The 25,706-nt window shown below is 46.4% G+C and carries 18 protein-coding genes and 1 riboswitch; of the genes, 6 read left to right on the top strand and 12 right to left on the bottom strand.

Annotated elements, in window-relative coordinates:
• The first annotated feature begins 506 nt into the window (after nt 1–506).
• On the top strand, nt 507–1,562 hold the full coding sequence (locus CPIN_RS19610; RefSeq protein ID WP_012791583.1) for a ParM/StbA family protein: 1,056 nt from the start codon (nt 507–509) through the stop codon (nt 1,560–1,562).
• Nucleotides 1,563–1,572: 10 nt separating this feature from the next.
• Nucleotides 1,573–2,010 carry a bactofilin family protein gene (locus CPIN_RS19605; RefSeq protein WP_052306838.1) on the top strand — a complete coding sequence of 146 codons (438 nt, stop codon included), beginning with the start codon at nt 1,573–1,575 and terminating at the stop codon, nt 2,008–2,010.
• A 241-nt stretch (nt 2,011–2,251) separates the two neighbouring features.
• Here the strand turns inward: CPIN_RS19605 and CPIN_RS19600 are convergent, their stop codons facing one another.
• The 7 genes from CPIN_RS19600 to CPIN_RS19570 all read right to left on the bottom strand — a co-directional run bounded on the left by CPIN_RS19600 (nt 2,252) and on the right by CPIN_RS19570 (nt 10,481).
• The gene (locus tag CPIN_RS19600; RefSeq protein WP_012791581.1) at nt 2,252–3,337 is read right to left on the bottom strand and encodes an NADH:flavin oxidoreductase/NADH oxidase; all 1,086 of its coding nucleotides are present in this window, start codon (nt 3,335–3,337) and stop codon (nt 2,252–2,254) included.
• Between the two features lie 176 nt (nt 3,338–3,513).
• On the bottom strand, nt 3,514–3,717 hold the full coding sequence (locus CPIN_RS19595; protein ID WP_012791580.1) for a cold-shock protein: 204 nt from the start codon (nt 3,715–3,717) through the stop codon (nt 3,514–3,516).
• Between the two features lie 138 nt (nt 3,718–3,855).
• Nucleotides 3,856–5,007, bottom strand: a complete 1,152-nt coding sequence (locus CPIN_RS19590) for a family 20 glycosylhydrolase (RefSeq protein WP_083781210.1) — start codon at nt 5,005–5,007, stop codon at nt 3,856–3,858.
• Between the two features lie 108 nt (nt 5,008–5,115).
• On the bottom strand, nt 5,116–6,024 hold the full coding sequence (locus CPIN_RS19585) for a hypothetical protein (protein WP_012791578.1): 909 nt from the start codon (nt 6,022–6,024) through the stop codon (nt 5,116–5,118).
• A 14-nt stretch (nt 6,025–6,038) separates the two neighbouring features.
• Nucleotides 6,039–7,190: a YncE family protein gene (locus CPIN_RS19580; RefSeq protein WP_012791577.1), complete on the bottom strand. Its 1,152-nt coding sequence runs from the start codon at nt 7,188–7,190 to the stop codon at nt 6,039–6,041.
• 2 nt (nt 7,191–7,192) lie between these two features.
• Nucleotides 7,193–9,205 (bottom strand): TonB-dependent receptor, encoded by a 2,013-nt coding sequence (locus CPIN_RS19575; protein ID WP_012791576.1) that lies wholly within the window; start codon nt 9,203–9,205, stop codon nt 7,193–7,195.
• A gap of 223 nt (nt 9,206–9,428) precedes the next feature.
• Entirely contained in the window at nt 9,429–10,481 is a 1,053-nt protein-coding gene (locus tag CPIN_RS19570) for a DUF5074 domain-containing protein (protein ID WP_012791575.1), read from the bottom strand.
• Nucleotides 10,482–10,643: 162 nt separating this feature from the next.
• Nucleotides 10,644–10,854, bottom strand: a riboswitch (cobalamin riboswitch).
• Between the two features lie 68 nt (nt 10,855–10,922).
• Here CPIN_RS19570 and CPIN_RS19565 point away from each other — a divergent pair.
• The 4 genes from CPIN_RS19565 (at nt 10,923) to CPIN_RS19550 (ending at nt 16,211) form a co-directional block, all read left to right on the top strand.
• The gene (locus CPIN_RS19565) at nt 10,923–12,872 is read left to right on the top strand and encodes an STN and carboxypeptidase regulatory-like domain-containing protein (protein ID WP_012791574.1); all 1,950 of its coding nucleotides are present in this window, start codon (nt 10,923–10,925) and stop codon (nt 12,870–12,872) included.
• Nucleotides 12,873–12,929: 57 nt separating this feature from the next.
• On the top strand, nt 12,930–13,805 hold the full coding sequence (locus CPIN_RS19560) for a carbon-nitrogen hydrolase (protein WP_012791573.1): 876 nt from the start codon (nt 12,930–12,932) through the stop codon (nt 13,803–13,805).
• Entirely contained in the window at nt 13,805–14,854 is a 1,050-nt protein-coding gene (locus CPIN_RS19555) for an agmatine deiminase family protein (protein ID WP_012791572.1), read from the top strand. Before CPIN_RS19560 ends, CPIN_RS19555 begins: the two co-directional genes overlap by 1 nt.
• Nucleotides 14,855–15,455: 601 nt before the next feature.
• Complete coding sequence (locus tag CPIN_RS19550) at nt 15,456–16,211, top strand: murein L,D-transpeptidase catalytic domain family protein (RefSeq protein WP_012791571.1); 756 nt, start codon at nt 15,456–15,458, stop codon at nt 16,209–16,211.
• 351 nt (nt 16,212–16,562) lie between these two features.
• Here CPIN_RS19550 and CPIN_RS19545 read toward each other — a convergent pair whose 3' ends face one another.
• The 5 genes from CPIN_RS19545 to CPIN_RS19525 form a co-directional block, all read right to left on the bottom strand.
• Nucleotides 16,563–18,167: a L,D-transpeptidase family protein gene (locus tag CPIN_RS19545; protein WP_012791570.1), complete on the bottom strand. Its 1,605-nt coding sequence runs from the start codon at nt 18,165–18,167 to the stop codon at nt 16,563–16,565.
• Between the two features lie 102 nt (nt 18,168–18,269).
• Nucleotides 18,270–19,622, bottom strand: a complete 1,353-nt coding sequence (locus tag CPIN_RS19540) for an ATP-binding protein (RefSeq protein ID WP_012791569.1) — start codon at nt 19,620–19,622, stop codon at nt 18,270–18,272.
• Nucleotides 19,607–22,135 (bottom strand): contractile injection system tape measure protein, encoded by a 2,529-nt coding sequence (locus CPIN_RS19535; protein ID WP_012791568.1) that lies wholly within the window; start codon nt 22,133–22,135, stop codon nt 19,607–19,609. Before CPIN_RS19535 ends, CPIN_RS19540 begins: the two co-directional genes overlap by 16 nt.
• Nucleotide 22,136: 1 nt before the next feature.
• Complete coding sequence (locus tag CPIN_RS19530; protein ID WP_012791567.1) at nt 22,137–24,902, bottom strand: contractile injection system baseplate wedge protein; 2,766 nt, start codon at nt 24,900–24,902, stop codon at nt 22,137–22,139.
• Between the two features lie 9 nt (nt 24,903–24,911).
• Nucleotides 24,912–25,700, bottom strand: a complete 789-nt coding sequence (locus CPIN_RS19525; protein WP_012791566.1) for a contractile injection system tail fiber-like adhesin — start codon at nt 25,698–25,700, stop codon at nt 24,912–24,914.
• Nucleotides 25,701–25,706 lie beyond the last annotated feature (6 nt).

Genomic DNA, 25,706 nt, shown 5'->3' with positions numbered 1-25,706 from the left:
TTAGGAATTAGGAATTAAGAATTAAGAATTAAGGCGACCATAGTTAGCGGACTGACGCTTAGATGAATTTGGAAAAGTGATATAGAGAGGCAATAAGCAGGAATCTATATGATATTTCGGCTACTGACTTCTATAAGGCTTTATGATGACGCATGGGTTTGGCTGCAAGTAAGGACCTGAATCGACTTAATTCTTAATTCTTAATTCTTAATTCTTAATTCTTAATTCTTAATTCTTAATTCTTAATTCCTAATTCCCAATTCACAGGTTTGCATGACAATTTATTAATACACAAATTACTTGATAATCAATATCTTTAAAGAAGAACTCATTTTGTGTTTGGTAATGTTTAATATTATTTTATATATTTAAATGCAGTTGTAGTGCGGGAGTTACTCAAAACCCTTCCCGATTGAATCTCTTTATACCCTGTTTGCTTTGTGACCGAGCCGAATTATTGAAAACTCAAATCGAAATTTTAATCATACATATATAATCCTGCGATCATGAAAGTATCACCTATCAGCTTTCCGAGTGTTTTCGAAACTGCGTATGGTAACACGGAGAATTCCTCAAAAGACCTACTGAATGGCTTAAAGATCAAAAAAGACGAAAACTGGTATATTGCCGGAAACCTGGCAAGACGCGGGGGTATCAATCCCGGACGTGTCACGAATGCTGCTCCGCAGGAGGATGATTATGAAATCCTCTTCAAAGCTGCCATGGTCAACGTACTGGATAAGGTACAACAGCCTTTGTCCCTGACTATGGGCTTCCCTTTTTCCTCCTACAACATTTATAAAGGCGCAGCAGAGCAGTTCCTCAACAAAAGGCACTTCCTGATAGAATATGATACGCATACTTTCAACAACAAGGGTTCAATCAAAAAAGGGATGCTGGACATCGAGCGCTTTGAAGTGATCCCCGAGATCGTAGGAGGTATTATCGGTCTGAAAAAGACTGTCAATGATCCAAAAACAGAGAACTTTATCGCTGTCAGCTTTGGCTTTGGCACCATCGAAGGTGGCATGGCAACTGCGGATGGTCTTATACACCGTACCTGCTTCAGTTCCCACGGTATCAAATATGCCATCAACAACCTGGCCCGCGAACTGAATAAACAGTACTACCTGGATATGAAAAATGAGCATCAGCTGGATGATGCCTTCATGAAAGGGTCTATCTTTACCAACAGGAAACGCCTTGACCTCAAGGATATCCGTAAAGCGCTGCTGACCCAGTATTACAAGGAAGTAGTGTCTCCGTTGATGAGGAATTACTTTACCGATCAGGACTTTGAAAATTGCAGCAAGATCTACCTGATGGGTGGCGGTGCACATTACCGCGAACTGGCGGACGCTTTCCTGGAAGAATTCAAAGACTTCATTCCGGTAGAAGTAGCGCCAAACCCTGAAAATCTTGTCAGTATCGGTTATTTATACAACTCTTTAAGAATTTCAGACGATAAGCATCAGCGTAGCGTAGGACTTGATCTGGGCAATGCCTCTTCGATCATTTCCGTATTTGAAGAAGAAACTTTATCTCCTGGACCAAATCTGTGATGTGCTTCCCTTGAAAGACTTAATTAAGAAGGCCTTCGGAAAGGACATGTTCCTGATCCCAGGCCAGGTGTCCGTACAGGGCGCTATTGAATCTACCATCCCCGGACGTATCGATGGTAATGTGAGAGGTGATGTGCGTACGGAAGGTACACTCGTGATCGGTAAAACCGCCACTATCCGCGGTAATATCTATGCCACCGATCTCGAAGCTTTCGGAAAAGTATACGGGGATGTTTTTGTAAGTAATAAAGCTGTTATCAGCAACAAAGCATATATCAGAGGTGATGTGACAGCGCTGATCTTGGAAGTTGAACAGGATGCCGTGATAGAAGGCGCTATCCGTAAACACCCTACTGAGGCGGATGATGTGATCCCGCCACCGGCGGAAGAAGATGAAGTGAAACCTGCGCCGGAAGAGGATGAAGAGAAGGCAAGCAGCTGGTTTTAATCAATTAGGAATTAACAATTAGGAATTAGGAATTAGGAATTAAAATGCAGCGGAGATCGGTGAGAATGACATTTACATCATTTCAATACCTCATCTTGGCCATTCAATAACTGGTTTTATAACGAAGATGGCGTCTACCGTAAAGTAGACGCCATCTGTATTTTCAGCCTTCCGGCTTACAATCTTCAGAGAATTATTCAATTAGTACCCCTTTCACACATGAATTCCTAATTCGTAATTCCTAATTCCTAATTAATCTGGGTTTCGCTCTCTCATACTGCACCGGCCACACATGCGATTCATCCTTCAAAGCATGTGCCGCATGTATCGGAAAATAGGGATCACGTAAAGACTCGCGCGCTATCAGCACCAGGTCTGCCTTTCCTTCTGCGACAATTGACTCTGCTTCTTCCGGCGTTGTGATCAGTCCTACAGCGCCGGTCATAATACCTGTCTCCTTTCGGATATGCTCCGCAAACGGCGTCTGGTATAATGGTCCCAGAACGATTTTCTGTGCAGGTGTAAGACCGCCGGAAGAGGTATCTATCAGGTCTACGCCCCGGTCTTTCAGAAGAAGGGCTAATGTGGTTGATTCTTCCAGGTTCCAGCCACCATCTGCCCAGTCGGTAGCGGACAACCTGACAAATAAAGGATATTCCGCCGGCCATACTTCGCGTACTGCCGCTACGATCTCCAGCAGGAAACGAACCCTGTTGGTAAAATCGCCCCCATATTCATCGGTACGCTGGTTACTGAGCGGCGACAGAAACTGATGAATCAGGTAACCATGTGCGCCGTGCAACTCCACAACTTTAAATCCTGCCGCCAGGGCACGGGAAGCAGCCGTTTTAAAGTCCTGTATAACGTTTTTGATACCTTCTTGGCTAAGCGCAATCGGAAGTCCATATTTGTCAGAAAACGGGATTGCGCTGGGTGCGTAGATTTCTTTCCAGCCACCGTCTTCCGGAGCGACCAGGTGAATGCCTTTCCAGGGCACTTCCGTGCTCGATTTTCGGCCTGCGTGGGCCAGTTGGATACCTGGTACGGTTCCCTGTCCGGAAATGAAATCTGTGATCCGTTTCAGCCCTGCGATATGCGCATCGTCCCAGATACCCAGATCGCTGGGTGAGATCCTGCCTTCCGCACTCACTGCTACTGCCTCTGTAATGATCAGACCGGCCCCGCCTACCGCACGACTGCCCAGGTGTACCAGATGCCAGTCATTACTAAATCCGTTCTCGGCACTGTATTCACACATAGGTGAAATTGTGATCCTGTTCCTGAATGTGATGTTTCTTATCTGTAAGGGTGAGAATAATACTGCCATCGGTCTGCTGTTTAAATTACGTTTCGGGTCAAAAGGTAAGCAAATCAGGGCAATTGAATTCCTTCGATGTATCGGAAAAGACGGATAACGAGGATTTTGGCATACAATGGCGTAATAAAAACAAAAACCCCCAGACAATGCCTGGGGGTTTTGCTAATTGTATAGAAAAAGCAAGCTTAGTCGATACGTCTAACGTTAACGGCGTTCATACCTTTACGGCCTTCCTGCAGTTCAAACTCTACTCTGTCGTCAGCCTGGATCTCGTGAATAAGACCATTAACGTGAACAAAAGTTTCTTTATCAGATTCCTCGTGAATGATGAAGCCGAATCCTTTTGTCTCGTTGAAGAACTTTACAGTTCCCTGGAATTTTGTTGTCATTTGTGAAAATTGTAAAAATTTGTAAAGACTAAAGGTAATCATAAAAACCACCCTTTCCAAATAAAAGTCTTTAATTCTCAATATTTCCCATAAGCTCCAGACCGCCGGCAGACAGGTATTTGTTACCGTCAACTAAAATCATAAAGTAGCTTTAGCGATGTCGTCATATAATTGCCTGAAGCAACGACTTTGGGTATGAAGCGTATCCACAGGCTTTCCTGGCTGTTCGGCTCTTGGCGCCTTCCGGCCGTAGTATTCATCCATGAAATCTTCCGCTCCTGACCATATTGTCTGCATCATTCCCTGATAACGATCTTTCATAATTGGTGTAGAGGTTGACCTGAAATCAAGCATATCTTTCAGTTGAATAGATGCAAACTCCGGTTTTCTCCATGGACAGGTGATTACTTTCAGCCCTTTCATCGCGAAATAAACAGGTGTCTTGTCAGGACGATCGTAATGCCAGTCGCAGATCGTTACGTCCTTAGGGATCATGTCAATCGCACGGTAAGTATTATTCAGACTTCCTTCCCACATACCGATACCGGTCGTCTTACCATCAATCAGACGATCTCCCCAGATCCAGAGGCTTCTCCCCTTTTCTGCCAGGTGATTGCGTAACAGGGTTACTTCGCCTGCAAACAGTTCTGCCTTATCTCTGCCACCGCAACGGGGACATTTGGATTCTCCGATGTAAAACACCTCGTCCAGTCCGGCGTGATACGCTTTGCTCTCAAATACGTCGCAGAGTTCATCCATCAGCTTAAACACAACGGCATGTACATCCGGGTGCAGCGGACAGTAACTTTTACAATACAGTCCGTCTGCATTTGGCCATTCGTACTTTTCCGGCATTTTCACCCAGGGTGTTTCGTCAAACTGCGGGTATTTCACCAGCAGGTTGTTGGTGTGGCTTGCCCAGGACTGATGCCCCAGGAGGTTTAGCTGCGGAATCAGACTGATACCGTTCTGACGGCATACCTGTACCAGCTTCTTGATATCAGCTTTTGACAATGCGGCCGAATCACGCAGTTCCGGATAACTTTCATACTGATAATTGTACTCTATGCGTAGCACCAATGTGTTTACCTTACGCGGCGCCAGTTCCTCTTTGATGAATTTGATAAAGGCATCAAGGGCTGGTTTACGCGGTGCGCCAATACAGAATCCTCTTACAGGTAAAATACTGTCGGGTACAGGTGCGTTACTAAGGGTCGTCTGCCGGGATGATGATGACCTGAAGGCAGTCAACGCTGCTCCTAACAGGCAAAGCAGGAGCACATTTCTCATAAATGTGGCTTTAAGCATGGAATAAATCGTTTAAGACGTGAACTAGATAAGAAAGGGCCATCCACTGTAGCGGATAGCCCCTGAAAAGTAATAAAAATATGCTGTAAATTATTTCATATTGAGATCAGCGGCGCCGGAGATCTCCGTAGAGACTTCTCCCATGATGTTAGAACCCACACTATTCTGCCCTGTATAGACTTTTACGAAGTCGATCGCTTTTAGGGTAACCGGCGTACCATTTTTATCAATGGCCCAGGAGAGGTCAAAGGAGTTGTATTGATTTTTCTGATACGAATCCATCATCTCCGTGTCATCCGTGCTGTAGTTATCAGCATATCCCCAGCCCATCGCCCAGTTAATATAAATACCGTCATGTTCTCCGAATGTCGGAATCAGCAAAGTGCCTTCAAAAGTGAGGGAATCCTGATTCGCCGCAAAAGCGGGGTAATAAGAATGGTCGTGGAACTCATTGATTTCTACAGCCCCTGTCTTGCCCCTGTTGTCTATCCAGCTCACACGGCTAACACCTCTCGGATTATAATAAGTGATCTTATAGTTGCGGATCGTTGCCGGCGTTACATATCCGGATCCCGCCAGTTCATACCAGTTATCGTCCGGCAAACCATTTTCATTCTCATCCTGACTCACCATCACCACCCCCGGTTCTGACCAGGGCCTCGGTTCAGGAACCGGATTACCATAAATAGCCAGATCAGCGCCAGTCTGATTCAGGATCGAGTGATCAAATCCGAATACAATATAGCCACCATAAGCACCCAGTGATATCAGCCCGCTTCTGGTGCCGACAATACTGTTCGCCCCTTCCGGCGTTCCCGCCGACTCTCCGATAAATTGCCCCGGCGCAGGAGAGTATTCAAATACCTTGCTGATAAAACGGCCGCTGTTGGGTGTTACAGGCCTGATCTTGGGTCCTTCATCACCTCCGCCGCTGTCCTTTTTACAGGAAAAACAGATGACAGCAAATACAGCAGGAAATAATAGTTCTTTCAGTCGCATAATAATGGGTTAAGTTATCTCGGTATGAATGCAAAATGTGCAGGGATATTACCCGCTGTTACGCTCCATCGCTTTCTGCCCGCTTTGCTAAAACAATAGAGCGTGCCTGGCAACAGATAGTTTTTCGCATCTGTCACATAAATATCGCCGTTTTCCGGATCAATCGCGATGCCATAGGGCGTCTTGATCTCCTTATCTACCCCATCGGTAATAAAGTTATCCGTTACCTTGGTTTCATTTTTAACATTGATAATAGCGTAACTCACCGTATTCTTATTCGTAATATAACTCCATTCCGCACTGTAGACATAAGCCGAATCGCCTGCTATTGCCAGGTTGCTGGCGGCCAGGTTAAACGAGTCTTTCACAATGTCCTTCTGTGTATCGATCACATACAACTTGGAATGGATGTTATAATAATCTCCCCGGGAAGTTACATACACATCGCCGTATTTATCCGCTTTAACGCGATGCAGGTTGATCGCCACATCAATGCGTTTTGTCTCTTTGAAAGTATTCATATCAACTACGGAAACCGTCCGCTCATATCTCGGCGGACTATACCCTCCTGAATTAGCGATATACAGCTTATCTCCTACAATCGCCATCTCTTCCGGCTGACGCCCTACGGTAACCGTACGCAGTATCTGAAAAGTCGCCGTATCTACTTCAGCAATATATCCCGCGCCGGCACTCGCATCACCAATAGTAGCGGCATAGGAACTCACATAAGCCTTTCCTTTATAGAAAGTGATATAGCGGCAGTTCCGGATGCTGATCTGACCGATGCGCTTAGCGGAATGCGCGTCCAGTACGTCTACTTTATCTGACATGTTGATCACCGCATACAGCTTACTGCCATAGATCCCGATATCATTGCCCACATCTCCCAGTTCCTTGGTGGCGCCAGGATTAATCTGACTGTAAATATTACTTTTGTAGATACCTGTACTTCTGTCGTAATAGTCCAGGGTAGACAGGTTCATGCCCATATTCCCTTCATTCAGCAGATAGAACCCATTTCGCAGGGTATCCGGTTCTCCTACCTGTGTTTCTTCTCCGGGAATAATGCCGTTGCCTTTACGGCAGGCGCTCAATCCTGCAATTGCTGCCAATAACAGCAACAACAAACTATGGCATGATGTGAGCTTGGATAAAATTCGCATTATCAGAAATTTATACTCGCGGTCAGACGGTAATAACGCCCCGGCATCGGGTAGTTGATTACAACGTCGTAATACTGGTTAAAAACATTGTTAAGTTCTCCCGTCAGCTTGATCAGCTTATGCTTAAAGAGAAAGCTGGTGGATACTGACAGATCACTGGTATACCATGGTTCCAGGTAGTACAAGGGTACATTGGTATTCAGGAAATAACGTTCCCCGACATATATAAAGCTATAATTAATATCCCATTTATTCCAGGAAGCGTGTGCAATAAAGGAACCGCTGTGTACGGGTACATAGGCGATCTGGTCTTTATAATTGACCTCCTGCGGATCCGTCACATCCAGGGCTTTCTGATAGGTATATTTCACGGAGAAGTCCGTTTGTACCTGATTCAGCAATCTGGGGGACAGCTGTACACTGGCATCTGCCCCATAGATATCCACGCCGCCAATGTTCTGCATCATCCACTGAAAGTTGCGGCCCGGAGCCGCTACGATCTTATCTTTCACATGACTGTAATACACGTCGGTCTGTAAGGAGAAGAATTGCAGGAAGCCTTTGGAATTGCGGGTATACCCTATTCCGGCGTTATATTGCCGGGTATGCTCCGGTTTCAGATCTGGATTGCCGACGGTACTGTAGTACATATCATTGAAGGTCGGCATCCGGAAAATGCTCTTATAAAAAGCGCGCAGTTTCAGGTCTTCCAGCCGGAATGGCTGCCAGGACACCAGGATCGTCGGTCTTAATGCACTGTAGTCATGTCCGGAGCTATATAACTTTGTCTTTTCGTTAATAAAGGTCGCCAACAGGTTTCCCTGCATTTCCACTTGTCCGAGATGCAATTGCGTAGCTGCAGCAGCCAGGGTCGTATAACGGGTAGGAATCGCGAAATGGTCCAGGTTAACAGCCGTCATTTCATTCAGCTGAAAGTCCGCCGAAAGCGCCACATCCCAGAAAGAAGTCAGTTTATACTGGTTAGCGGAGGAAATATAATATTCATGCTGGCGATAGCGGTTCATGAGCGGACCGTAATCCGTAATGATCGATGTATCAAGATAACGTACATAATCATACATATACTTGGCATTCAACAACATGGTATACCGCTTGCCGAATTTCTTGTTGTAGGAGGTTTGTACAAACAGATTGCGGTCCCACTGGTGTTGCCCGTTATAGAACTTATTACTGACAATAGCGCCAGGCAGTCCGCGGGTGGAATTGTAATAATAAACTTTCGCGTGCCAGGTACTGCTGTCTTTAAACTGCCCGTAGAGCCCCCCTTCTACGCGGGAAGCGTCTATACCGGCATTTTCCCTGACAGCGGTCGTATCATAGGTACCATTGGTGTACCTGAATTTATACCGGCCATTGCCATGCAGCCATTCACTGCTGATAACTGCTGACAGGTTACTGGAGATCTTTTGTTCCAGTCGTACCGAGGGGTTGACCATACCGAACGAACCGGTCTTAATAGCTACTTTGCCATGCGTGGTTTCTCCTTCATGAAAAATCGGTTTCCTGGATTGCAGATAAATGGAGGAAGCTGCAGAAAATCCTTTTGCAGGTTGAAGAATAGCGCCTTTCTGCGCATTATAAAGATCGATCTGTTCTATATTATCCAGCGAAAAACGCCCCAGATCCACGGTACCGTTCTGCGCGTTGCCCAATTGTATACCGTCATAAAATACGCCCACATGGTTCGTTCCCATACTGCGTACGTTCAGGGTTTTGAGTCCACCTAAGCCACCGTAATCTTTCAGCTGTACCCCTGAAAAGAAGCGTACGGCGTCAGCCACAGACAGGCTATTCATCTTCTCCAGCGCAACACCGCTCAGTGTCTGTACAGGAGAAACGGAATTATTCTTACTGGAAAAAATGGTAACGCCCTGTAGCATCCGGGCAGCAGCAGTATCTTTTGGTACTGCTGCTGCGGATGCCGGCTTCGCCTTATCCTGTGCAAACAGAGATAGCGGCAGAAAGGAAAGAAGTATAAGAAGACGGTAAGTCAATTAAATGTTGTTTTAACTACAAAAGCTCCCAGTTAAGAATTAGGAATTAAGAATTAGGAATTAAGAATTAAGAATTAAGAATTAAGAATTAAGAATTAAGAATTTATCATTTATTGACGCCTCGGGTGCATTCTAAGCTGAATACCACGCCGGCCCATATTGATATTAGGAACGTCCTTTCTTCTGGAAGGCTAACCAATTCTTAATTCTTAATTCCTAATTCCTAATTGATTATCATGCCCGGGAAGAAATACCCCTTGTAACTCGTTGCGTGCAGCAGCGCGCCATTTGCCGCACTATGTATATACAGCTGGTTATTAATATCAGCGCCATACAGATTCGCATTACTGTTCAGCACCAGTATATTTCTGATACGATCAAACCAGATACCCTTTCCGAAGAAGTACTGTCCTGAAGGCAATGTGATAAATGGCGTATTCAGAGATGCTGCCTGTCCCGGAAGATATTTATAGACTTTATTGTTACCGGAGATTATATAGATCGCATTTTCAGTGGTAGATGCTACCATCGAGCTGCTATTGTAGGTAAATTCATTGTAATACACCGGGAAATTGGTGGTGATGCTGTCTACAGACAATGCACCGGCATTGATCTTTTTCAGCTGTGTTTTCGAAGCCGCCCATACGCTACCGTCCTGGCTTTGTACAAAGCCAGATACTGCTGTACCGAGTTTCTTTGCGACACTGTAGTCATTGGTATTGAGTACCACGATACCATCGTTCACAGACAGGAGAAAAATATGATTGCCACTTCTGAACATATCTGTTACTTCTCCTGTTACCCCTGGAATGGCCGTGCCGAGCGTAAGGTTAGTCAGGTTTACGGGGAAAACGCCGGTGCTGGTACTTAGCAAACCTCTTGTTTCATCCACACCGACAAATGAACGGCCATCATCGCCCGGCAAAGACTCGATACGATTGGTTTCTTTTAATGTTTTGGCATCCAGCACGACCATTGGAGCGCCGTATTTACCAACAAGATATATTTTATTATTATAAACGGTACCAAACTCCATGGTACTGGTATTCGGACCTAATGTTTTACCGGGATTTTCAGCGCTGTAGACGTATTCTATTACCGTATCCTTGTCATAGTCAAAGAAGTTAAGATCCCCTGCTCTTGTACCATAGTTACCTTCCGTTACCATCAGAAAGCCGGTGCCATACTTTGATGGGATGACTACATCATCATCCGTTTTACAGGCAGCGGCTAGTAACAGACCACCTAATAACCAGAGGCGTAAATTTTTATACATACATCGAATTTTTATTACAATAGATAAGTTTAGTCTGGACAATAATTTTTACTAAACGGCAGTCAAACCGTCTATTTGGGGCATATCTTCAGCGGACTTTTAAACTACTTGAAATAAGCCTAAAGGCTATTACAACATCAGCGCTTTTCACCCGAAGACACGATATAGCTGTTGCAACTGGCAGGTCTTCTGGCTCTCCTGCTTTTCCCGGGCCTTCCCGTTCCGCCTGGGGCGGACAGTGGCTTTGAAGAGTATACCGGAAAAAACGAACGCGTATTGCGATACAGGATTACAGCTACGGGGATAGCTCCGGAGTTACACCGGATTCCCTATTAATTCGCCTTCAGGCGAAACCAAATGCGGCACAAACCTACTGTATGAGCAGTAAATATCCAAAAAGAAAAATACGTAGTATCTTGCCGCAAATTCAAAACTGTTCTGTTGAAACAACTATTTCTGATAGTAGCATTCCTCTTCGGGAGCTACTCCAGCTATGCCCAAAGCCTGCTTAACAAAACCGTCTCAGTCATCGCAGACCGCAAACCCCTGGCTGCTGTACTGGACGATATCAGTATGCAGGGGGATTTCCATTTCTCTTATGTCAAGGAATTTATTCATGATGATAGCCTGGTGACGGTCAATGTCAGCAATCGCTCTGTCAAACAAGTGCTCGACATATTGTTTCAGGGCAATTTCCAGTTCCGCGAGATCGGTAATCAGATCATTATACAACCCGGCACCTCTTCAAAAGAGAAGTGGTATGTAGTCAGCGGACAAATCAAAGACGCCACCACCGGGCGTCCTATCGTGAATGCCAGTGTCTATGAAGGCGTACAGCTGATCTCTACCCTAACCGATGATCAGGGGTATTTCAGGCTGCGTCTCCGTGAAAAGGAAAGAACCGCGGCCATGCTGACCGTCAGCAAGGAACTGTACCGCGACACCATCATGCTGGTACCTGGCGGGCATGACCAGGAAATGAACGCCACTATCAAACCCGCAGCCCCTATACAATTATCAATAGTAGACGTCAATCAACATACACATGTAGAACAGACTTTCTTTGGCCGTTTCTTCCTGTCTTCCAAACAGCGGATGCAGAGTTTGAACCTGAGTGACTTCTTTACCCGCCAACCCTATCAATACTCCCTCTTACCTGCTTTAGGCACACATGGAAAGTTGGGTTCGCAGGTGGTAAATAAATTTTCCATGAACCTGATAGGTGGCTATACCGCCGGTCTGAGTGGTGTCGAAATAGCCGGCATCTTCAATATTGACCAGAAAGCTGTCAAGTGGGTACAGGTAGCCGGCGTCTTTAATATAGTAGGCGGACATTTCAGCGGCGTACAGGTGGGGGGCATACATAATCACATTATGGACTCACTGAAGGGCTTACAGGTAGGCGGGGTTAGTAATATCCTGAAATACGATTTCCGTGGCGCACAGATCGGCGGCGTCTACAACCGGTCCGGTAGTGGTGGCAATGGTATGCAGATCGGCGGTATACTGAATAGTACGGGTGGGCCCATAAAAGGCGCACAGATCTCCGGCGCTGTTAATCTTGCGGGGGGAAATATTAAGGGTACACAGATCGGCGGTGTCCTGAATAGTACGATGGGGGTTATGAACGGCGCCCAGATCTCCGGGGCTATTAACTTTGGACGGGACACAGTTGACGGAACACAGATCGGTGGTGCGGTGAATGTTGCCTGGCAAAAGATAAAAGGTGCGCAGATCGCCGGTGCGGTGAATGTCAGCAAAGAAGAAGTGAGCGGTGCACAAATAGCCGGGGCAGTCAATGTCAGTATGGATACCATCAACGGTACACAGATCGCTGGCTTAGCCAACTATACCAAAGTGCTGAAAGGCGTACAGATCGGTCTTGTCAACTATGCCGATTCTTCCGATGGCTACAGCCTTGGCCTGATCAACATCGTCAGAAAAGGCTATCACCAGATCCTTATCTATAATAATGAAATGCTGGATCTCAATATTGCTTATAAATCCGGTAGCAGGAAATTATACAGTCTGCTGCTGGCAGGCATGAAACTGGGCCCGAAAAAAGCTTACAGCTTCGGCTACGGTATCGGACATCCGTTTCCGATGTCAGACCGGTCGGAGATCACGACCGAACTCACCTCCCAGTTCCTGTATGTGGGCAACTGGAATTCATCCAACTCCATAATCAGACTGCAGACAGCCTGGAATTACAAGCTGTTGAAAAACGTAACACTGTTTGCCGGTCCGTCCTTTACGATATACTACAGCGACAAGCTGGACGTGGCCGATCCTAAGTATGATGCGAAGGTTCCGGCACATTATAGTCCGTTTACTTTAGGCAGCGGAGTAACGGCCTGGTTTGGCTGGCATATAGGCGTCGGGTTTTTCTAGGATATTTTGGTAATTTTGCAGCTTCATTTTTAAAAACGGTTAAATTAAACACAGGTAATGTCAAAAGTTAAAGTAGGTTTTGTGCAAATGTCCTGTAGCGGCAATAAGGCTGAAAACCTTGCGAAGGCTACAGAGCGTATACGTGAAGCTGCTGCCAAGGGTGCACAGATTGTATGTTTGCAGGAATTGTTTACTTCCCTTTATTTCTGTGACGTGGAGGATTATGATAATTTCTCCCTGGCAGAACCTATTCCCGGTCCATCTACCGATGCTTTGCAGAAAGTAGCGGGAGAACTGGGCGTTGTGATTATCGCCTCTCTGTTTGAGAAGCGTGCACAGGGTCTTTATCACAACACTACCGCCGTGCTGGATGCCGACGGCAGTTACCTGGGTAAATACCGTAAGATGCATATTCCTGATGATCCGGCATACTACGAGAAATTCTACTTCACTCCCGGTGACCTTGGCTATAAAGTATTCAAAACAAAATTCGCCACTTTCGGTGTACTGATCTGTTGGGATCAGTGGTATCCGGAAGCAGCAAGGATCACTGCCCTCATGGGAGCGGAAATCCTCTTCTATCCGACTGCTATCGGTTGGGCGACCAGCCAGGATGAAGCGACCAACGTTGAGCAATACAACGCATGGCAGACCATCCAGCGCAGCCACGCCGTTGCCAACGGTATCCACGTGGTAAGCGTAAACCGTGTAGGTTTCGAGCAGGAAGGCGCTATGAAATTCTGGGGTGGCTCATTCATCGCCAATCCATTCGGTTCTATCATCTACCAGGCTTCCCACGAAAACGAGGAAGTGTTCGTACAGGAACTGGACCTGGGTCAGACCGACAGATATCGTACACATTGGCCGTTCATGCGTGACAGAAGAATTGATTCTTACGCTCCTATCACCAAAAGATTTATCGACGAAGCATAATGAACGGACAACCTACTCTGAAACAGCAGGGATACTTCTTCCCTGCCGAATTCCATCCGCATGTCGCCACCTGGCTGAGCTGGCCGCATAAAGAAGCTAGCTGGCCCGGAAAGATCCATACGATCTACCCTTACTACAGCCAGTTCATTAAATACCTGGCGGAAAGTGAAATCGTCCGTATCAATGTGAATGATGAAGCCATGAAGGCTTTCGCAACTGGTCACCTCCAGAAAGCAGGCGTAAACCTGGATAAGGTGGAATTTCATCTCAACCCGACCAACGACGCCTGGTGCCGCGACCACGGTCCGGCTTTTCTGATCAATCCGGCCGCTGCACAGAAAAAAGTGATTGTAGACTGGAATTATAACGCCTGGGGCGGTAAATACCCTCCTTTTGACAAGGATGACGTAGTACCTACCCGTATCGCTGAACACTTTAATCTGCCGGTATATCACCCTGGCATCATCATGGAAGGTGGTTCCGTGGAATTCAACGGTAAAGGTTCCGTACTGACCTCCGGCTGCTGCCTCCTGAATGAAAACCGCAATCCACACCTGAACAGGGAGCAGATCGAAGGTTACCTGCAGGATTTCTACGGTGTAGACCAGGTATTATGGGTAGATGAAGGCATTATCGGCGACGATACCGACGGTCATATCGATGATACCGTACGCTTCGTTAATGAAGATACCGTCCTGACCGTCATAGAAACCAATAAACAGGACGAAAACTACGAACTATTACAACAGAACCTGCAGCAACTGAAGCAGATGCGTCTGCTGAATGGTAAACAGCTGAACGTAGTAGAACTCCCGATGCCGGATGCAGTTGTATATGAAGACCAGCGTCTGCCGGCTTCTTATGCAAACTTCTACATCAGCAATAAACACGTAATCGTGCCTGTTTTCAATTGCAAAAATGACGATAAGGCCCTACGTATCATCAGCGAGTGTTTTAAAGACCGCGACGTGGTAGGTATCGATTCTACCGAGATTATCTGGGGATTGGGCAGCTTCCACTGTCTGAGCCAGCAGGAACCAGCGGTATAAGACACGTAAAGCTTACTTTTTATATAAACCAGCATCATTTTCAATGGTGCTGGTTTTTTTATTGGTACGTATCATCCGGTCATCCCCCTAATAAAACCACCCTGAAACACCCTCCCAATGTGTATTCCAGGTATCAAGTCCACCTATACGTCGTGTATGAAGCATGTATACGGGTAGTATTGACCAGGGTTGATGGCTGTAAAAGGCATACCTGCTGTCCCGCGATAACAACACCTGGCAGCACTATCCGGTGATGACCACAATCACTGCCAGCATGGCTTTTAATCCTTATAAAGGTTTACAACCATTTTTCTGATCTTGTGACTGGTTTACAAACTTCTTTTTTCTGATGCAATCCGAACCCTAGTACCAAGGTCGTCACTGCGAACATGCGCCCTATATTACCGCAGCGCCTGCTAATCAATCGATTAAGTGTCATAGAACTGTTAAAATACCGGCAACAGACGAGCTTAAAATACCCCCTTTCACATTTCTTTAGCATTTTCAGGGTTAAATTTGCATCAGTATTTCAAAAGAGAAAATCGCCGGACTAACCATCAGCCCGGCTTATTTTTAAATAAAACCTAAGCCATTTCCGTTGATGAAGAAACCTGTATTTAAAACCGTTTTCAGACTTACCCTTGCCGCTGGCCTGTTTTCAGGTATCCTTTTCGCAGTTGCATCCCCCACCGCGGGCAATCGTACCAGAGTAGTCGCATTGACAGAGAATAAAGTGGGCGCCAGAATGGCCCTGTTCTCACAGCTCAAACTTGACTCCCTCGGATTGTCTAAAGAAGCATTTGCTTTTGCGCTGGCAGGAATGGAAAAACTCGCTAAGGAAGGTAAACTCAGCAATCCGGATCTACTGACCATTGCCGACTTCAGTTTGCCCTCCAGCAAGAAAAGACTGTTTGTGATCGACCTGGCAAAAGGAGAAGTATTGTTCAACACATTGGTATCTCATGGAAGGAATTCCGGTACCGAACTGGCAACTAACTTTTCCAATGCGCCGGAGAGCTTTAAAAGCAGTTTAGGATTTTATGTAACCGGCGCTACCTATAAAGGCGAACATGGTTACTCGCTGCGCCTGGAAGGGGAAGAAAAAGGCATCAATGACAACGCGATGAGCCGCGGCATTGTAATGCACAGCGCAGCTTATGTAAACGAACAGATCGCAAAATTACAGGGGTATATCGGCCGTAGCCTGGGATGCCCTGCGATTCCGGAGAAGATACACCGCCAGATTATTGAGGCGATTAAAAACGGCACCTGCCTGTTTTTATATAGTCCGGATAAGGCGTACATGGCCAACTCTAAAATGCTGGCAACACCGGAGATCGATACGACGATCGCATAATGATCATAAAAGCATTAATATTTCTATAAGCGAAAGGGCGTTTACCAGCTGGTAAACGCCCTTTCCTTTTGTATCCCAACTTCCCCTGGCCCCCTTTCAATACACACAAAATGCGCTCAATTAAATAAATTCTCACGCCTATAACATTATCGCCTCTGCATGGTGATAACGCGCGTACCGAAAAGGGCAAGGGGAATGTTAAGATGACATATAATAAGTTTAGCTGACTGTAATGTTACTGGCAATTACTTTGTGCAAAGCTGCACAGCCGCCATGTTGTAATGGTCTACATTCGTAGTGCATGATTTGTCCCTTATTTATCTGATGCTGACAATTGTCCTTTTATCTATTTTATTTAGCGTCGGTAAACAGCTTACCCGCCATATAGGTATCATGATCATAAATATCTTCCCTGAACTGTAATTTCCCTGCCTCATCTACCCAGGCTGTATAATACGTAATCAGTACCGGCACCGGATCTTTCACTCTCACATACTTTTCCTTACCACTGTTCATCGCACTGTCAATACGCTCTGCGGACCAGTTCTGATTATCTGCCAGTAAATAATTGGCCATCTTCACCGGATCTCCCAGACGGATACAACCATGACTGAATGCACGCTGATCTCTGTCGAAAAGATACTTCTGATTGGTATCGTGGAAATAGATATTAAAGCTATTCGGGAAAAGGAATTTCACCTGTCCCAAAGGATTGTCCTTCCCTGGCTTCTGACGCACAATAGGTAAACCATTGCGCTCTCCCGTAATCTCCATATTCTTACTGCTGATATAGTTCTTATTACGCGCCAAGGCAGGCAAGATTTCTTCTTTTACAATACTGTTCGGCAGGTTCCAGTAAGGACTGAACACAATCTGATCCAGTTTACCGGAAAACATCGTAGTACTCTTACCTTCCTTACCCACTACAACCGGCATATCAAATTCCTTCTTACTGCCATTCCAGACATGCAAACCGAATTCAGGAATATTTACGAGAATCAGACGGCCTTCCGGATTAGCCGGCGCCCAATGCATTCTTTCCAGGTTGATCAGTATACGCTGCACCAGTTTGATAGCCGGCATATTCATCTCCCGTAATAAAGTATCTGTGATTACTCCTTTTGGTGTATGACCATGTGTTGCTTCGAAAGCGGTTACAGCCGTTTCCAGTGCATCATTGAAGACCGTAGACGTATCCTTGTCACTGTACTCACCTGTCGCCTGTAAACGCTTTTTCACCCATGCTATCACAGCCGTACTATCTCCTTTCTTATATCTCTTCTTCTTTTCTATCCTAATCGTGTCCCAGGAGTTCTTTTCTGCAATGTCAACGTACCGTTGCAGGGATTTATGCAAGGCAGCATAACTCTGTCCTCTCATATTCGTTTCCTTGTCGGCTAACACAGCGGATGCCTTTTTCAGCACCTCCGATTTAGTCAGTGGTACTGCATGTTCCAGGCCCTCTATATTGCCTTCACTATTGCTCAGATAATAATCTATGAAACGTTGTGTTAACTGTAATTCTGTTTTTACAATATTGGCATCTTTAGAAGAAACCGCAGAATCAACATCCCCGTTCATTAGTGCATTGAGGCGGTATTCTAATGATTTATTGCCCTCGCTGGTGTCTATGCTATAATCATACAGACTACGAAAACCGTATGCCTGTTCGTTGAGACCGGTATTATCAAACCAGGCGAACTCGAAATTGCGCGCATTATAGAAACTACGCAATCTTGCCGCCATCGTATCATTTAGTTTTTGTGTAGTAATGAATTTATTGATGGCGCTCGTATCAAGAAAGAGATTATTGTAAGCATTCGCTGCTGTTATCTCTGTATTTCTTGGGGTAATAACGATTGCCTCCTTTTCTGCTCGCTTTGTACTGGTTTCACAGCTATAAGAAAAGGTAGCTATAGTAAAAGTAGTTAAGATCAATAAAACATTATTCTTCATGCTAACCCCGGTTGCAAAAGACGTGCCTCTGCATTTACACTAGGCAGACCGGACTGCAAACCCGCTTTTTTGTAGAAAAAACTTCACACAAAGCGCAACAAATTATAGATTCAATGTCTTTCCTTCTTTACTAAATTCCTTGCGAATGCCCGTCTGTATGTCTTTCAGGAGAATAGTCCGGCTTTTTCTTTTCAACGCCGACAAACAACTATACTGCACTACATTGATAATTGCGCCACCTGCCAGCTCATGTTTCCTGGCAATCTCTTCGAGGCTCACATCCTGATCAAGCGCTGCTTCCTCAGGAAATGACTGTTGCCATAAACGCTGGCGTTGTGCCGGAGCCGGTACAGGGAAATAGATCATAGACTGAAACCTTCTGCCGAATGCTTCATCGATATTCGCTTTCAGGTTCGTAGCCAGGATCACCAGGCCAGGAAAGTCTTCTATACGCTGTAAGAGATAAGCTACTTCCTGGTTTGCATAGCGGTCATTGGATGAGTTGGTCGCACTTCTTTTTCCGAATAAAGCATCTGCTTCGTCAAAGAAAAGGATCCAGTTTTTATTAGCTGCCTGATCAAATACACCCGCCAGGTTCTTTTCTGTTTCACCGATATATTTGGATACGATCATGGACAGATCGATACGATAAACGTCCATATTAAACGTCTTCCCCAGCAGACAGGCCGTGAATGATTTACCTGTTCCCGGCGGACCATAAAACAGTGCTCTGTAGCCGGGTTTGATCCTGTTTTCCATTTTCCACTCGCGCAATAATGCGGGGCCATGTTCTATCCAGGTACGGATTTCTTCTACCTCCAGCATAGTATGCGGATCTAAGACTAGATCGCTCCAATCAAGTGCGGTACGTATCTGCTTAGCGGGAAACTGTGTGCTATATTGCGGTTGATAAGCCCTTCCCGTCGTGAAATAACTCAGGTATTCCGGTGTCACCTGTAGACCACCGCTCAGCAAAGGTTCATCTGCATGTGCAGAGGCCAGCTTCAATATATTATCTCTTACAAAAAAGTGATCCGGCGTAAACATTTGCTGCAATTGCAGACGTTGTTGCAGGTCATTCGCTGCCAATAAAAACGCGGCTGTTTCTCCCGTAGGCAGAAAGCCGCCGTGCTGATTTCCTTTGATCCCGCCAAACTCTGTAAAGCCACGGTCATAAGTGCTGTTCTTTACAAAGAAGATATCCAGCAATTGCGGTTGCAGGTGCGGACACAATGCCAGCAACAGTACCAGTCGCTCGGGAACCTGCATACTATAATGCCTTACAATCTGCGAGTAGACGGCATCGTTATGCAATGCCGGTGGCGCCGGTTCCTCTCCCACCTGCGTATGTGCTTCTTCAAAATACTGTTTCATCCGCAATTGCAGGATCTGTGCAAACCATAACAGTTCATCATGTAATGCCGCTGCATTATTGGATATCAGGTGAGTGTCCATTCGGTGTATAAAGGTTTAGAAAGCCAGGAGAAACGCATTTGTCCATAGCTCCATGGTAATGTCTGTAAAATAATATCATAACTGCGTTGTTTTACACGCAATATCCAGGCTTCGTCGGTCTGCCATAGCTGTCCTTCCCGCTGCAAAAAGGAAGCCTGGAAGCCCTCCACACTGCTGTTCTTCATTTTAGACCATTGCTGCATCGCAGCGCCTAAAAGACCTTGTGCCATCTGCTTATCTGCATCACTGATTTCGATATCCGGATCTAAAGGTTGTTCCCAGGGCGCCTCACACAACACGCGGTTCAGCATCAGGCTATGTTCCGCATGTCCGGTTTGTCCATCTACCAGCAATTGTAATAAACGTATCGCTTTCTGACGGGCTTTTTCATCATTGAACTTACCTTTCGTCAGCAGTTCCAACCGGGAGAAGTAAGTGGAAAAGAAAGGATGTAATAACACCAGACCTGCATTCTGTACCGTAATCGCCTCCCGCTCTGAAGCCGCTGGTTCTAAAGGGCGCCCAAACAGACTTTCATAGGGTTGCGGCGCTGTTGGCGACAATGCCTTTTCTGGTGAAACTACTGCCGGACGCGTTGTTTCCTCCGGCGCAGGTACGACTGGCTGTTTCTCTGCCTTAATCAGGGCCGCAGTTACCTGTTGCAGTACTGGCAGTGCACTCCGGATCTGTGTCAATGAGGTGACCGAAGCCATATCGTACTGCACAATATGCTGTAACAGCTTCTGCACAGTTGTTTCTCCGTAACCGGTCAGAAACTGCGCCAGCTGATTGATATAAGATTCGCTGTTATTGATCTGGATCCTGCCTGATAACCACAAAAGATTGAAACGACGGAACAATAATTTCACCCGCTCTCTTTCCAGGTTATCGCTCACCAGGGTTTCCAGTAACTGCTGCCATTGCTGTAAAGCTACAATCGTATGGTTACCCCACAACAAAGGCATCGCGTCGCGCATCATCGTCCAGAAATCATCTTCCGTGGTATGTATGGCTACCTGTTGTAGTACTGCTACCGGCGACAATACACTACGGTAGAAAGACAGTCGTTCACTATGAGAGCGTTGTTTATATTGCAGCCAGATCTCCCTGAAACTATCCCTGTGTTGAATAAAAGTATGCGGTAAAGCCTGCTGCAGGAACTGGATGGTATCCTGTTCTGCATAACGTTGCAGCTGATGCCGGATATTCTCTTCCAGTGGCGTAACCGGTTTATCAAATAACTGGTGTACATGCAAACGTGCCTGTATGACAGGTGGCTTCTGATCCAATAAGTCGGCCAATAACATAGGGCGCTTACGGAAAAGCAGGATAACAGCCTGTTTCAGCAGGATATCCTGCCGGCCTTTTTGTAGTCTGCTGAACCATACCGGCAAGGGTTGTCCGACAATAAAAGAACGGAACAGATTCACCGCCTGTTGCCATACCTCTTCCCGGTCTTCCCTGATAGGGATGGTGTCATAGTTGATCCACAATAAAGGCAGGGGCACATCCGTATGTGGCACTCCTCTCAGGGGAAGCAGTCTTGGTACGTTGACGTTTTCATTGCCGTTAAAAGGCAATACGGCGAAGTCCTGTGCATTCTCGGGATGAATACCCAAAGCCGCATTTTCTTCGTACAATACCTGGATGAAGGTGACAAAAGAATCGGAAGGAATGTATTGCCTGTAAAGATCTATTGCTTTCCGGAAAATATACAACAGGTGAATATAGTCAGCGTTGAAGTGACGCGCCAGTCTTTCAAGATGACGCCGGATGAACTGTTTACGGTTGAATTGTCCGCTATTGTCTGTCACCAGGTAAGTCAGTACAAACAACCAAACGGCACGTTCAAACTCATTCTGCGCGTGGGCGACCAGCGCCTGTTTCTGATGCAGGGTGATGACGCCGGTAATATAGCCTAATATAAAAGTGGCCTGTTCTTCTTCCAGGGAAGTGATGATCTGCTGTACCGTCTGTTTGGAGAAATGCCAGGCAATCCTTCTCAGTACATATTCCTGCTGCGCTACCTGTACGATGAAGGTCGCAAACTGTGAGTGTGAAGCCGCGATCAGTTGCAGGACGATGGCTTCTAACGTATTACTTTCTTCCAGGGTAGACCACCAGGGCATACTGCCGCTCAGGAGGTAATGCGCCAGTAAAGCATAATGTCGTTCCTGCTCCGTGCGGAAGTACAAAGGTCTTCCTGCAGTCCCATCATACTGCCCGGATTGTGCGATGCGCTCCCGTAATGCTTTTTCCAGGGCCTCCGGCAATATGCGCAGAAGATCCTGCTCAAAGTTGCTGTACGGCAATATGCCCAGGTCCAGTTCTAACTGATGTACCCAGACGCTCTCTCCGGGAGACAACACCTCGTTTATGACCTTTTCTGCTGCGGCAGATAAATGAAGATTGAACAGGCTGCTGACTTTATCCTGTAAGCCCTTTGCGCTGTCTTTGTCAGCGTACTGGATATCAAAAGTCCAGCGGCGGATGATATGTCCAGCATCCGACATCCTATGGTTTCCTGTTTTTAGTCAGAAAGTCCAGCAACCTGGATCGTTGTGCCGGTATTGTTCCGCGCAGGTAAAGATCAGGCACTGCTTTTAGCCAGGGGAAATAGATATTCTCAAAATGGCGCATATCGGCAATCCCCAGCCAGCGGAAGGAGACTTTATAGTATACGGGTGTCTGTTCGCGGATCAGATCTTCTGTAAATTTCCTGAACTCCGCATATTGAAATCTTGCCGGCCAGGAAGGCAGCACGATTGTAATAGCAGGACGGTAAAATGAATCAGGCAATGCCTGTCCGTTTCCGGAATCTATATAGTATTCCATCTTAGGATACTGTGCATCATGTCCTGCAGCAATCATTGCCAGCATACGGGCAATCTCCTGCATATCGTTGTCAAAGCTGGCTGTCTGTGTATAGAGCAGGCAGTCAGTGGTCAGCTGCTGGTACATATCAGCAGGAGACATCGCCTCCCAGTTTGTTTCCAACAGGCGTTTCAGGATATTTTCGCGCTCTTCAAAAGTGCGCATCAACCTTAATTCCAGCAATAATTTACCGCCAAAGGATAATAGCCGGAAACCATAGGCTCTCATGCGCAGTGTTGGTTTCAGTAAGGTATGTTCTACGATATAAAATCCTTCCGAATCAGCGCTGATTACCTGCAGATGGCGGATCATCTGGTGCATTGCTGTAATGGCGGCTTCCCGGTCCCTGTGTTTGGCCGCGGCGTGCCAGGTATGCTGACCAGGAGCTTTGTACAACACGACGTAATACCCATTCCCTTCATCCTCTACAATACGGTAGTGAGACTGATCCGTACCAAACTTCAGTAAAGAAATCGGTTGGTGACCAAAGTGATATTGTTTTGTGTCGATCGCCGTATCCGGAATATCATCGTTGAACCAGATGCTCTCCCCGTTTACCTGCAATTGCTTTGCGATCGGTACCGGATGCCAGGCGCCGGATACGCTCATATCAAGGTGATCTCTGTCAAATACTGCTGTCAGCGGTTGTTTTACATCACGCTCGATATGCAGCATCTTATAGATCCACTGCTGATAACCGGAAAACACACCACTCATTTCCGGATCCATCATATAGTTGTAACCCTGAATCTTCCCTTTCAGCAATACCGGTAGCTGTTGCAGGATACCCGCTTTCCAGCGTAGTTCGCAGTTGATACGGATCTTTTCATCCGGTGGATGATATAAGAGATCATACAGACTCACAGGATATCTCGGCACGACAATGTTGAAACGTGCCAGCAAATGATCAAAAATGCGGATCTTTCTTTGCTGGTATAAGGCATCGCCTTCGGCCATTTCGCGCAGGGCGCTTACATAGTCGTTGTCTTTATCTTTCTTGAAATCTTCCCATGTTTTACCGCTTTCTGTAAATGCCTTCAGCAGGTGTTTTACATGCGGTACATCATATAGCGGTTGTGAGAAATAAGTGGAAGCAGGAACGCTGTCAATATCCGGGGAAAAGATAGCAGAGAGATTCCCCAGCTGCGCCAGGTAGTCGGCCAGAATCTGTTCGAAGAACAACAAATAAGCCTTTAATTGCTTTGCCTGCGCAATTCGTATCGGAGGTTCGTGCCTGGACAACTGTTCTTCTCCGGTACCATAAATCGCCGGGAAGAAATGCTGTAAGGAATAATACTGGGTACTATTGCGATAAGCACCTTCCAGTGAATGATCTGCCAGCCCCTTTTCCTGTGCCGTATAATGCCTTTTACGCGTCTCCCTGATCTTACGGAACACATTCCAGAACACGGCATCACGGGAATGCTGTTCAAACTGATCGCTGAATATCCCGATATCATTCCTCGCGTCGGTGATATCGACATAAGGATAATAACCGGGTTGTATGATAATAGGTTTACTGCTGAAATTCACCCCGTCAGAAGAAACATGCAGAAACTTCACCTGGATCACGCCGGGCAACTGGGAAATCGCCTTCACCATTTCAGAAGGATCTACCTGTGGTTTTCTTTCCCGCAGGTCTTCATCCGGCACAAATCCTTTGCTTAGTTCGGGGCCCTGGTAAATATCTTCTGTGGCATAACCGGCTTCCAGCAATTCTGCTTCTGAAATAAAACGTACCGGCGGATGTACGACCTGTTCTATGGCATTACAGATATACGCCAGTGTTTCTTTTACCGGGTAATGCGCATCCACCATGATCGTCGCCTTGATGGAAATATGCTGTGCCTTGAGAATGGAAATCTCTTCAAAATTCTCACCCAGGTTCCGGTTCCGCATCAGACAGTTTCTCACTACTTCCACCATCTTCTCCGCAGCTGCGATATTGGTTTCCAGTTCCCTGGTCAATGCATCATCCGGCTGAATCAGTACCCTGAACACCCCTTTGGAGGCGCCGGGCGTATAGTCGGACATAACCGGTTCGATCCAGACGTTTTCAATACGATCTACCTGGTCAAGGACCAGTTTCCGGAAGTCGGATATGCTGATCGGACCGGAATTCAATATATCTGCTTTGCTGAAGAATACGTTATCCCGCGGATTGATCCTACCTTCTTTATCCGCCAGAATTTCATTGATGGGAAAATCTGTTTTATAAGCCAGGTCCGTCAGCGCAAAACAAAGCTGTTCCAGTATCGTAACACCGGGATCATGCAGGTTATAATCTGTCCAGACATGACCGGACAGTTCCTGTACCAGGGTCAGTGCTTCCGCTCTGAGTCTGGTAAAGTCAAGGGTATTATCCCTTTCTTTGTCACGGCTGATCTGTAGGGGAATTTGCTTCATTGACAAAACTTAGTGGTAGTATTCCTTCGGCATAAATGCGGTATCGTCCCAGAGACGGGTGATACGGTAATAGATTTCTACATCAGGTCCATAATTGCTGTTGGTACGCAGCTGTAAGCCATAATGATGGGTACTTCCTTTCCAGCGCAAACGCAGGCGGTTCCAGAAGAAACCATAATGTGCAGAAGTCTTCCTGATCCTTCCCCAGGACCATTTATTAAAAGCGCTTACCGCATAGGCGTGCATAATGGCAAAACGGCCGGAGTTACGTCGGCCGGTTCTGGCAATCACTTCAAATGCCTGACAGTTATCCAGTCCGCCGATAATCTCATGCCACTTCCCATCCGCAGGCACCTTCCCTATCCGGTAGGTACCTACCCTTCCTTCCATGGCAATGAAACCGGTTACCTCCATTTTATAACAGGGGTTACACCGGGTACCTACGCCCATATTTCCGTTCTGATGCAGGAAGAAGCTCCTGGCATCTGTGGAAGGTTCATCGGCCCCATTGGTATGCGGCTGCATCCGGAAACCGGGATTCTCCCGCTCGTCTTTCTCCATCAGAAAGAAAGGTTCCAGGTCATCGTTGGTACGATAGAAAGACACCAGGCGTTTAGAACTGCCCAATGCGGCCACCAGCATCCCGTTCTCTTCGTCTTTCGAAAAGCCGTCTTCCTGTTTATTGATAGTAGAATCAATCAGGTGTGCGAAGTGGTGCTCTGTGGGCAGTTTCCCATTGCGGAAATGCTCCTTCAGCTCTTCCCTGCCATATATTTTGGTGTTATTTTTCGTCGCCATAGTCGG

It is taken from the genome of Chitinophaga pinensis DSM 2588, assembly GCF_000024005.1.
GTDB classification, from domain to species: Bacteria; Bacteroidota; Bacteroidia; order Chitinophagales; family Chitinophagaceae; genus Chitinophaga; species Chitinophaga pinensis.
Note: the sequence above shows the minus strand (reverse complement) of the source record. Positions and strands in the feature narration are given on the sequence as shown.

Bases quoted from the DNA above. Each gene is read 5' to 3' on its own strand.
- CPIN_RS19610 (WP_012791583.1), top strand. From the start codon at position 507: ATGAAAGTATCACCTATCAGCTTTCCGAGTGTTTTCGAAACTGCGTAT.
- CPIN_RS19600 (WP_012791581.1), bottom strand. From the start codon at position 3,337: ATGGCAGTATTATTCTCACCCTTACAGATAAGAAACATCACATTCAGG.
- CPIN_RS19595 (WP_012791580.1), bottom strand. From the start codon at position 3,717: ATGACAACAAAATTCCAGGGAACTGTAAAGTTCTTCAACGAGACAAAA.
- CPIN_RS19590 (WP_083781210.1), bottom strand. From the start codon at position 5,007: ATGAGAAATGTGCTCCTGCTTTGCCTGTTAGGAGCAGCGTTGACTGCC.
- CPIN_RS19585 (WP_012791578.1), bottom strand. From the start codon at position 6,024: ATGCGACTGAAAGAACTATTATTTCCTGCTGTATTTGCTGTCATCTGT.
- CPIN_RS19580 (WP_012791577.1), bottom strand. From the start codon at position 7,190: ATGCGAATTTTATCCAAGCTCACATCATGCCATAGTTTGTTGTTGCTG.
- CPIN_RS19570 (WP_012791575.1), bottom strand. From the start codon at position 10,481: ATGTATAAAAATTTACGCCTCTGGTTATTAGGTGGTCTGTTACTAGCC.
- CPIN_RS19560 (WP_012791573.1), top strand. From the start codon at position 12,930: ATGTCAAAAGTTAAAGTAGGTTTTGTGCAAATGTCCTGTAGCGGCAAT.
- CPIN_RS19555 (WP_012791572.1), top strand. From the start codon at position 13,805: ATGAACGGACAACCTACTCTGAAACAGCAGGGATACTTCTTCCCTGCC.
- CPIN_RS19550 (WP_012791571.1), top strand. From the start codon at position 15,456: ATGAAGAAACCTGTATTTAAAACCGTTTTCAGACTTACCCTTGCCGCT.
- CPIN_RS19545 (WP_012791570.1), bottom strand. From the start codon at position 18,167: ATGAAGAATAATGTTTTATTGATCTTAACTACTTTTACTATAGCTACC.
- CPIN_RS19540 (WP_012791569.1), bottom strand. From the start codon at position 19,622: ATGGACACTCACCTGATATCCAATAATGCAGCGGCATTACATGATGAA.
- CPIN_RS19535 (WP_012791568.1), bottom strand. From the start codon at position 22,135: ATGTCGGATGCTGGACATATCATCCGCCGCTGGACTTTTGATATCCAG.
- CPIN_RS19530 (WP_012791567.1), bottom strand. From the start codon at position 24,902: ATGAAGCAAATTCCCCTACAGATCAGCCGTGACAAAGAAAGGGATAAT.
- CPIN_RS19525 (WP_012791566.1), bottom strand. From the start codon at position 25,700: ATGGCGACGAAAAATAACACCAAAATATATGGCAGGGAAGAGCTGAAG.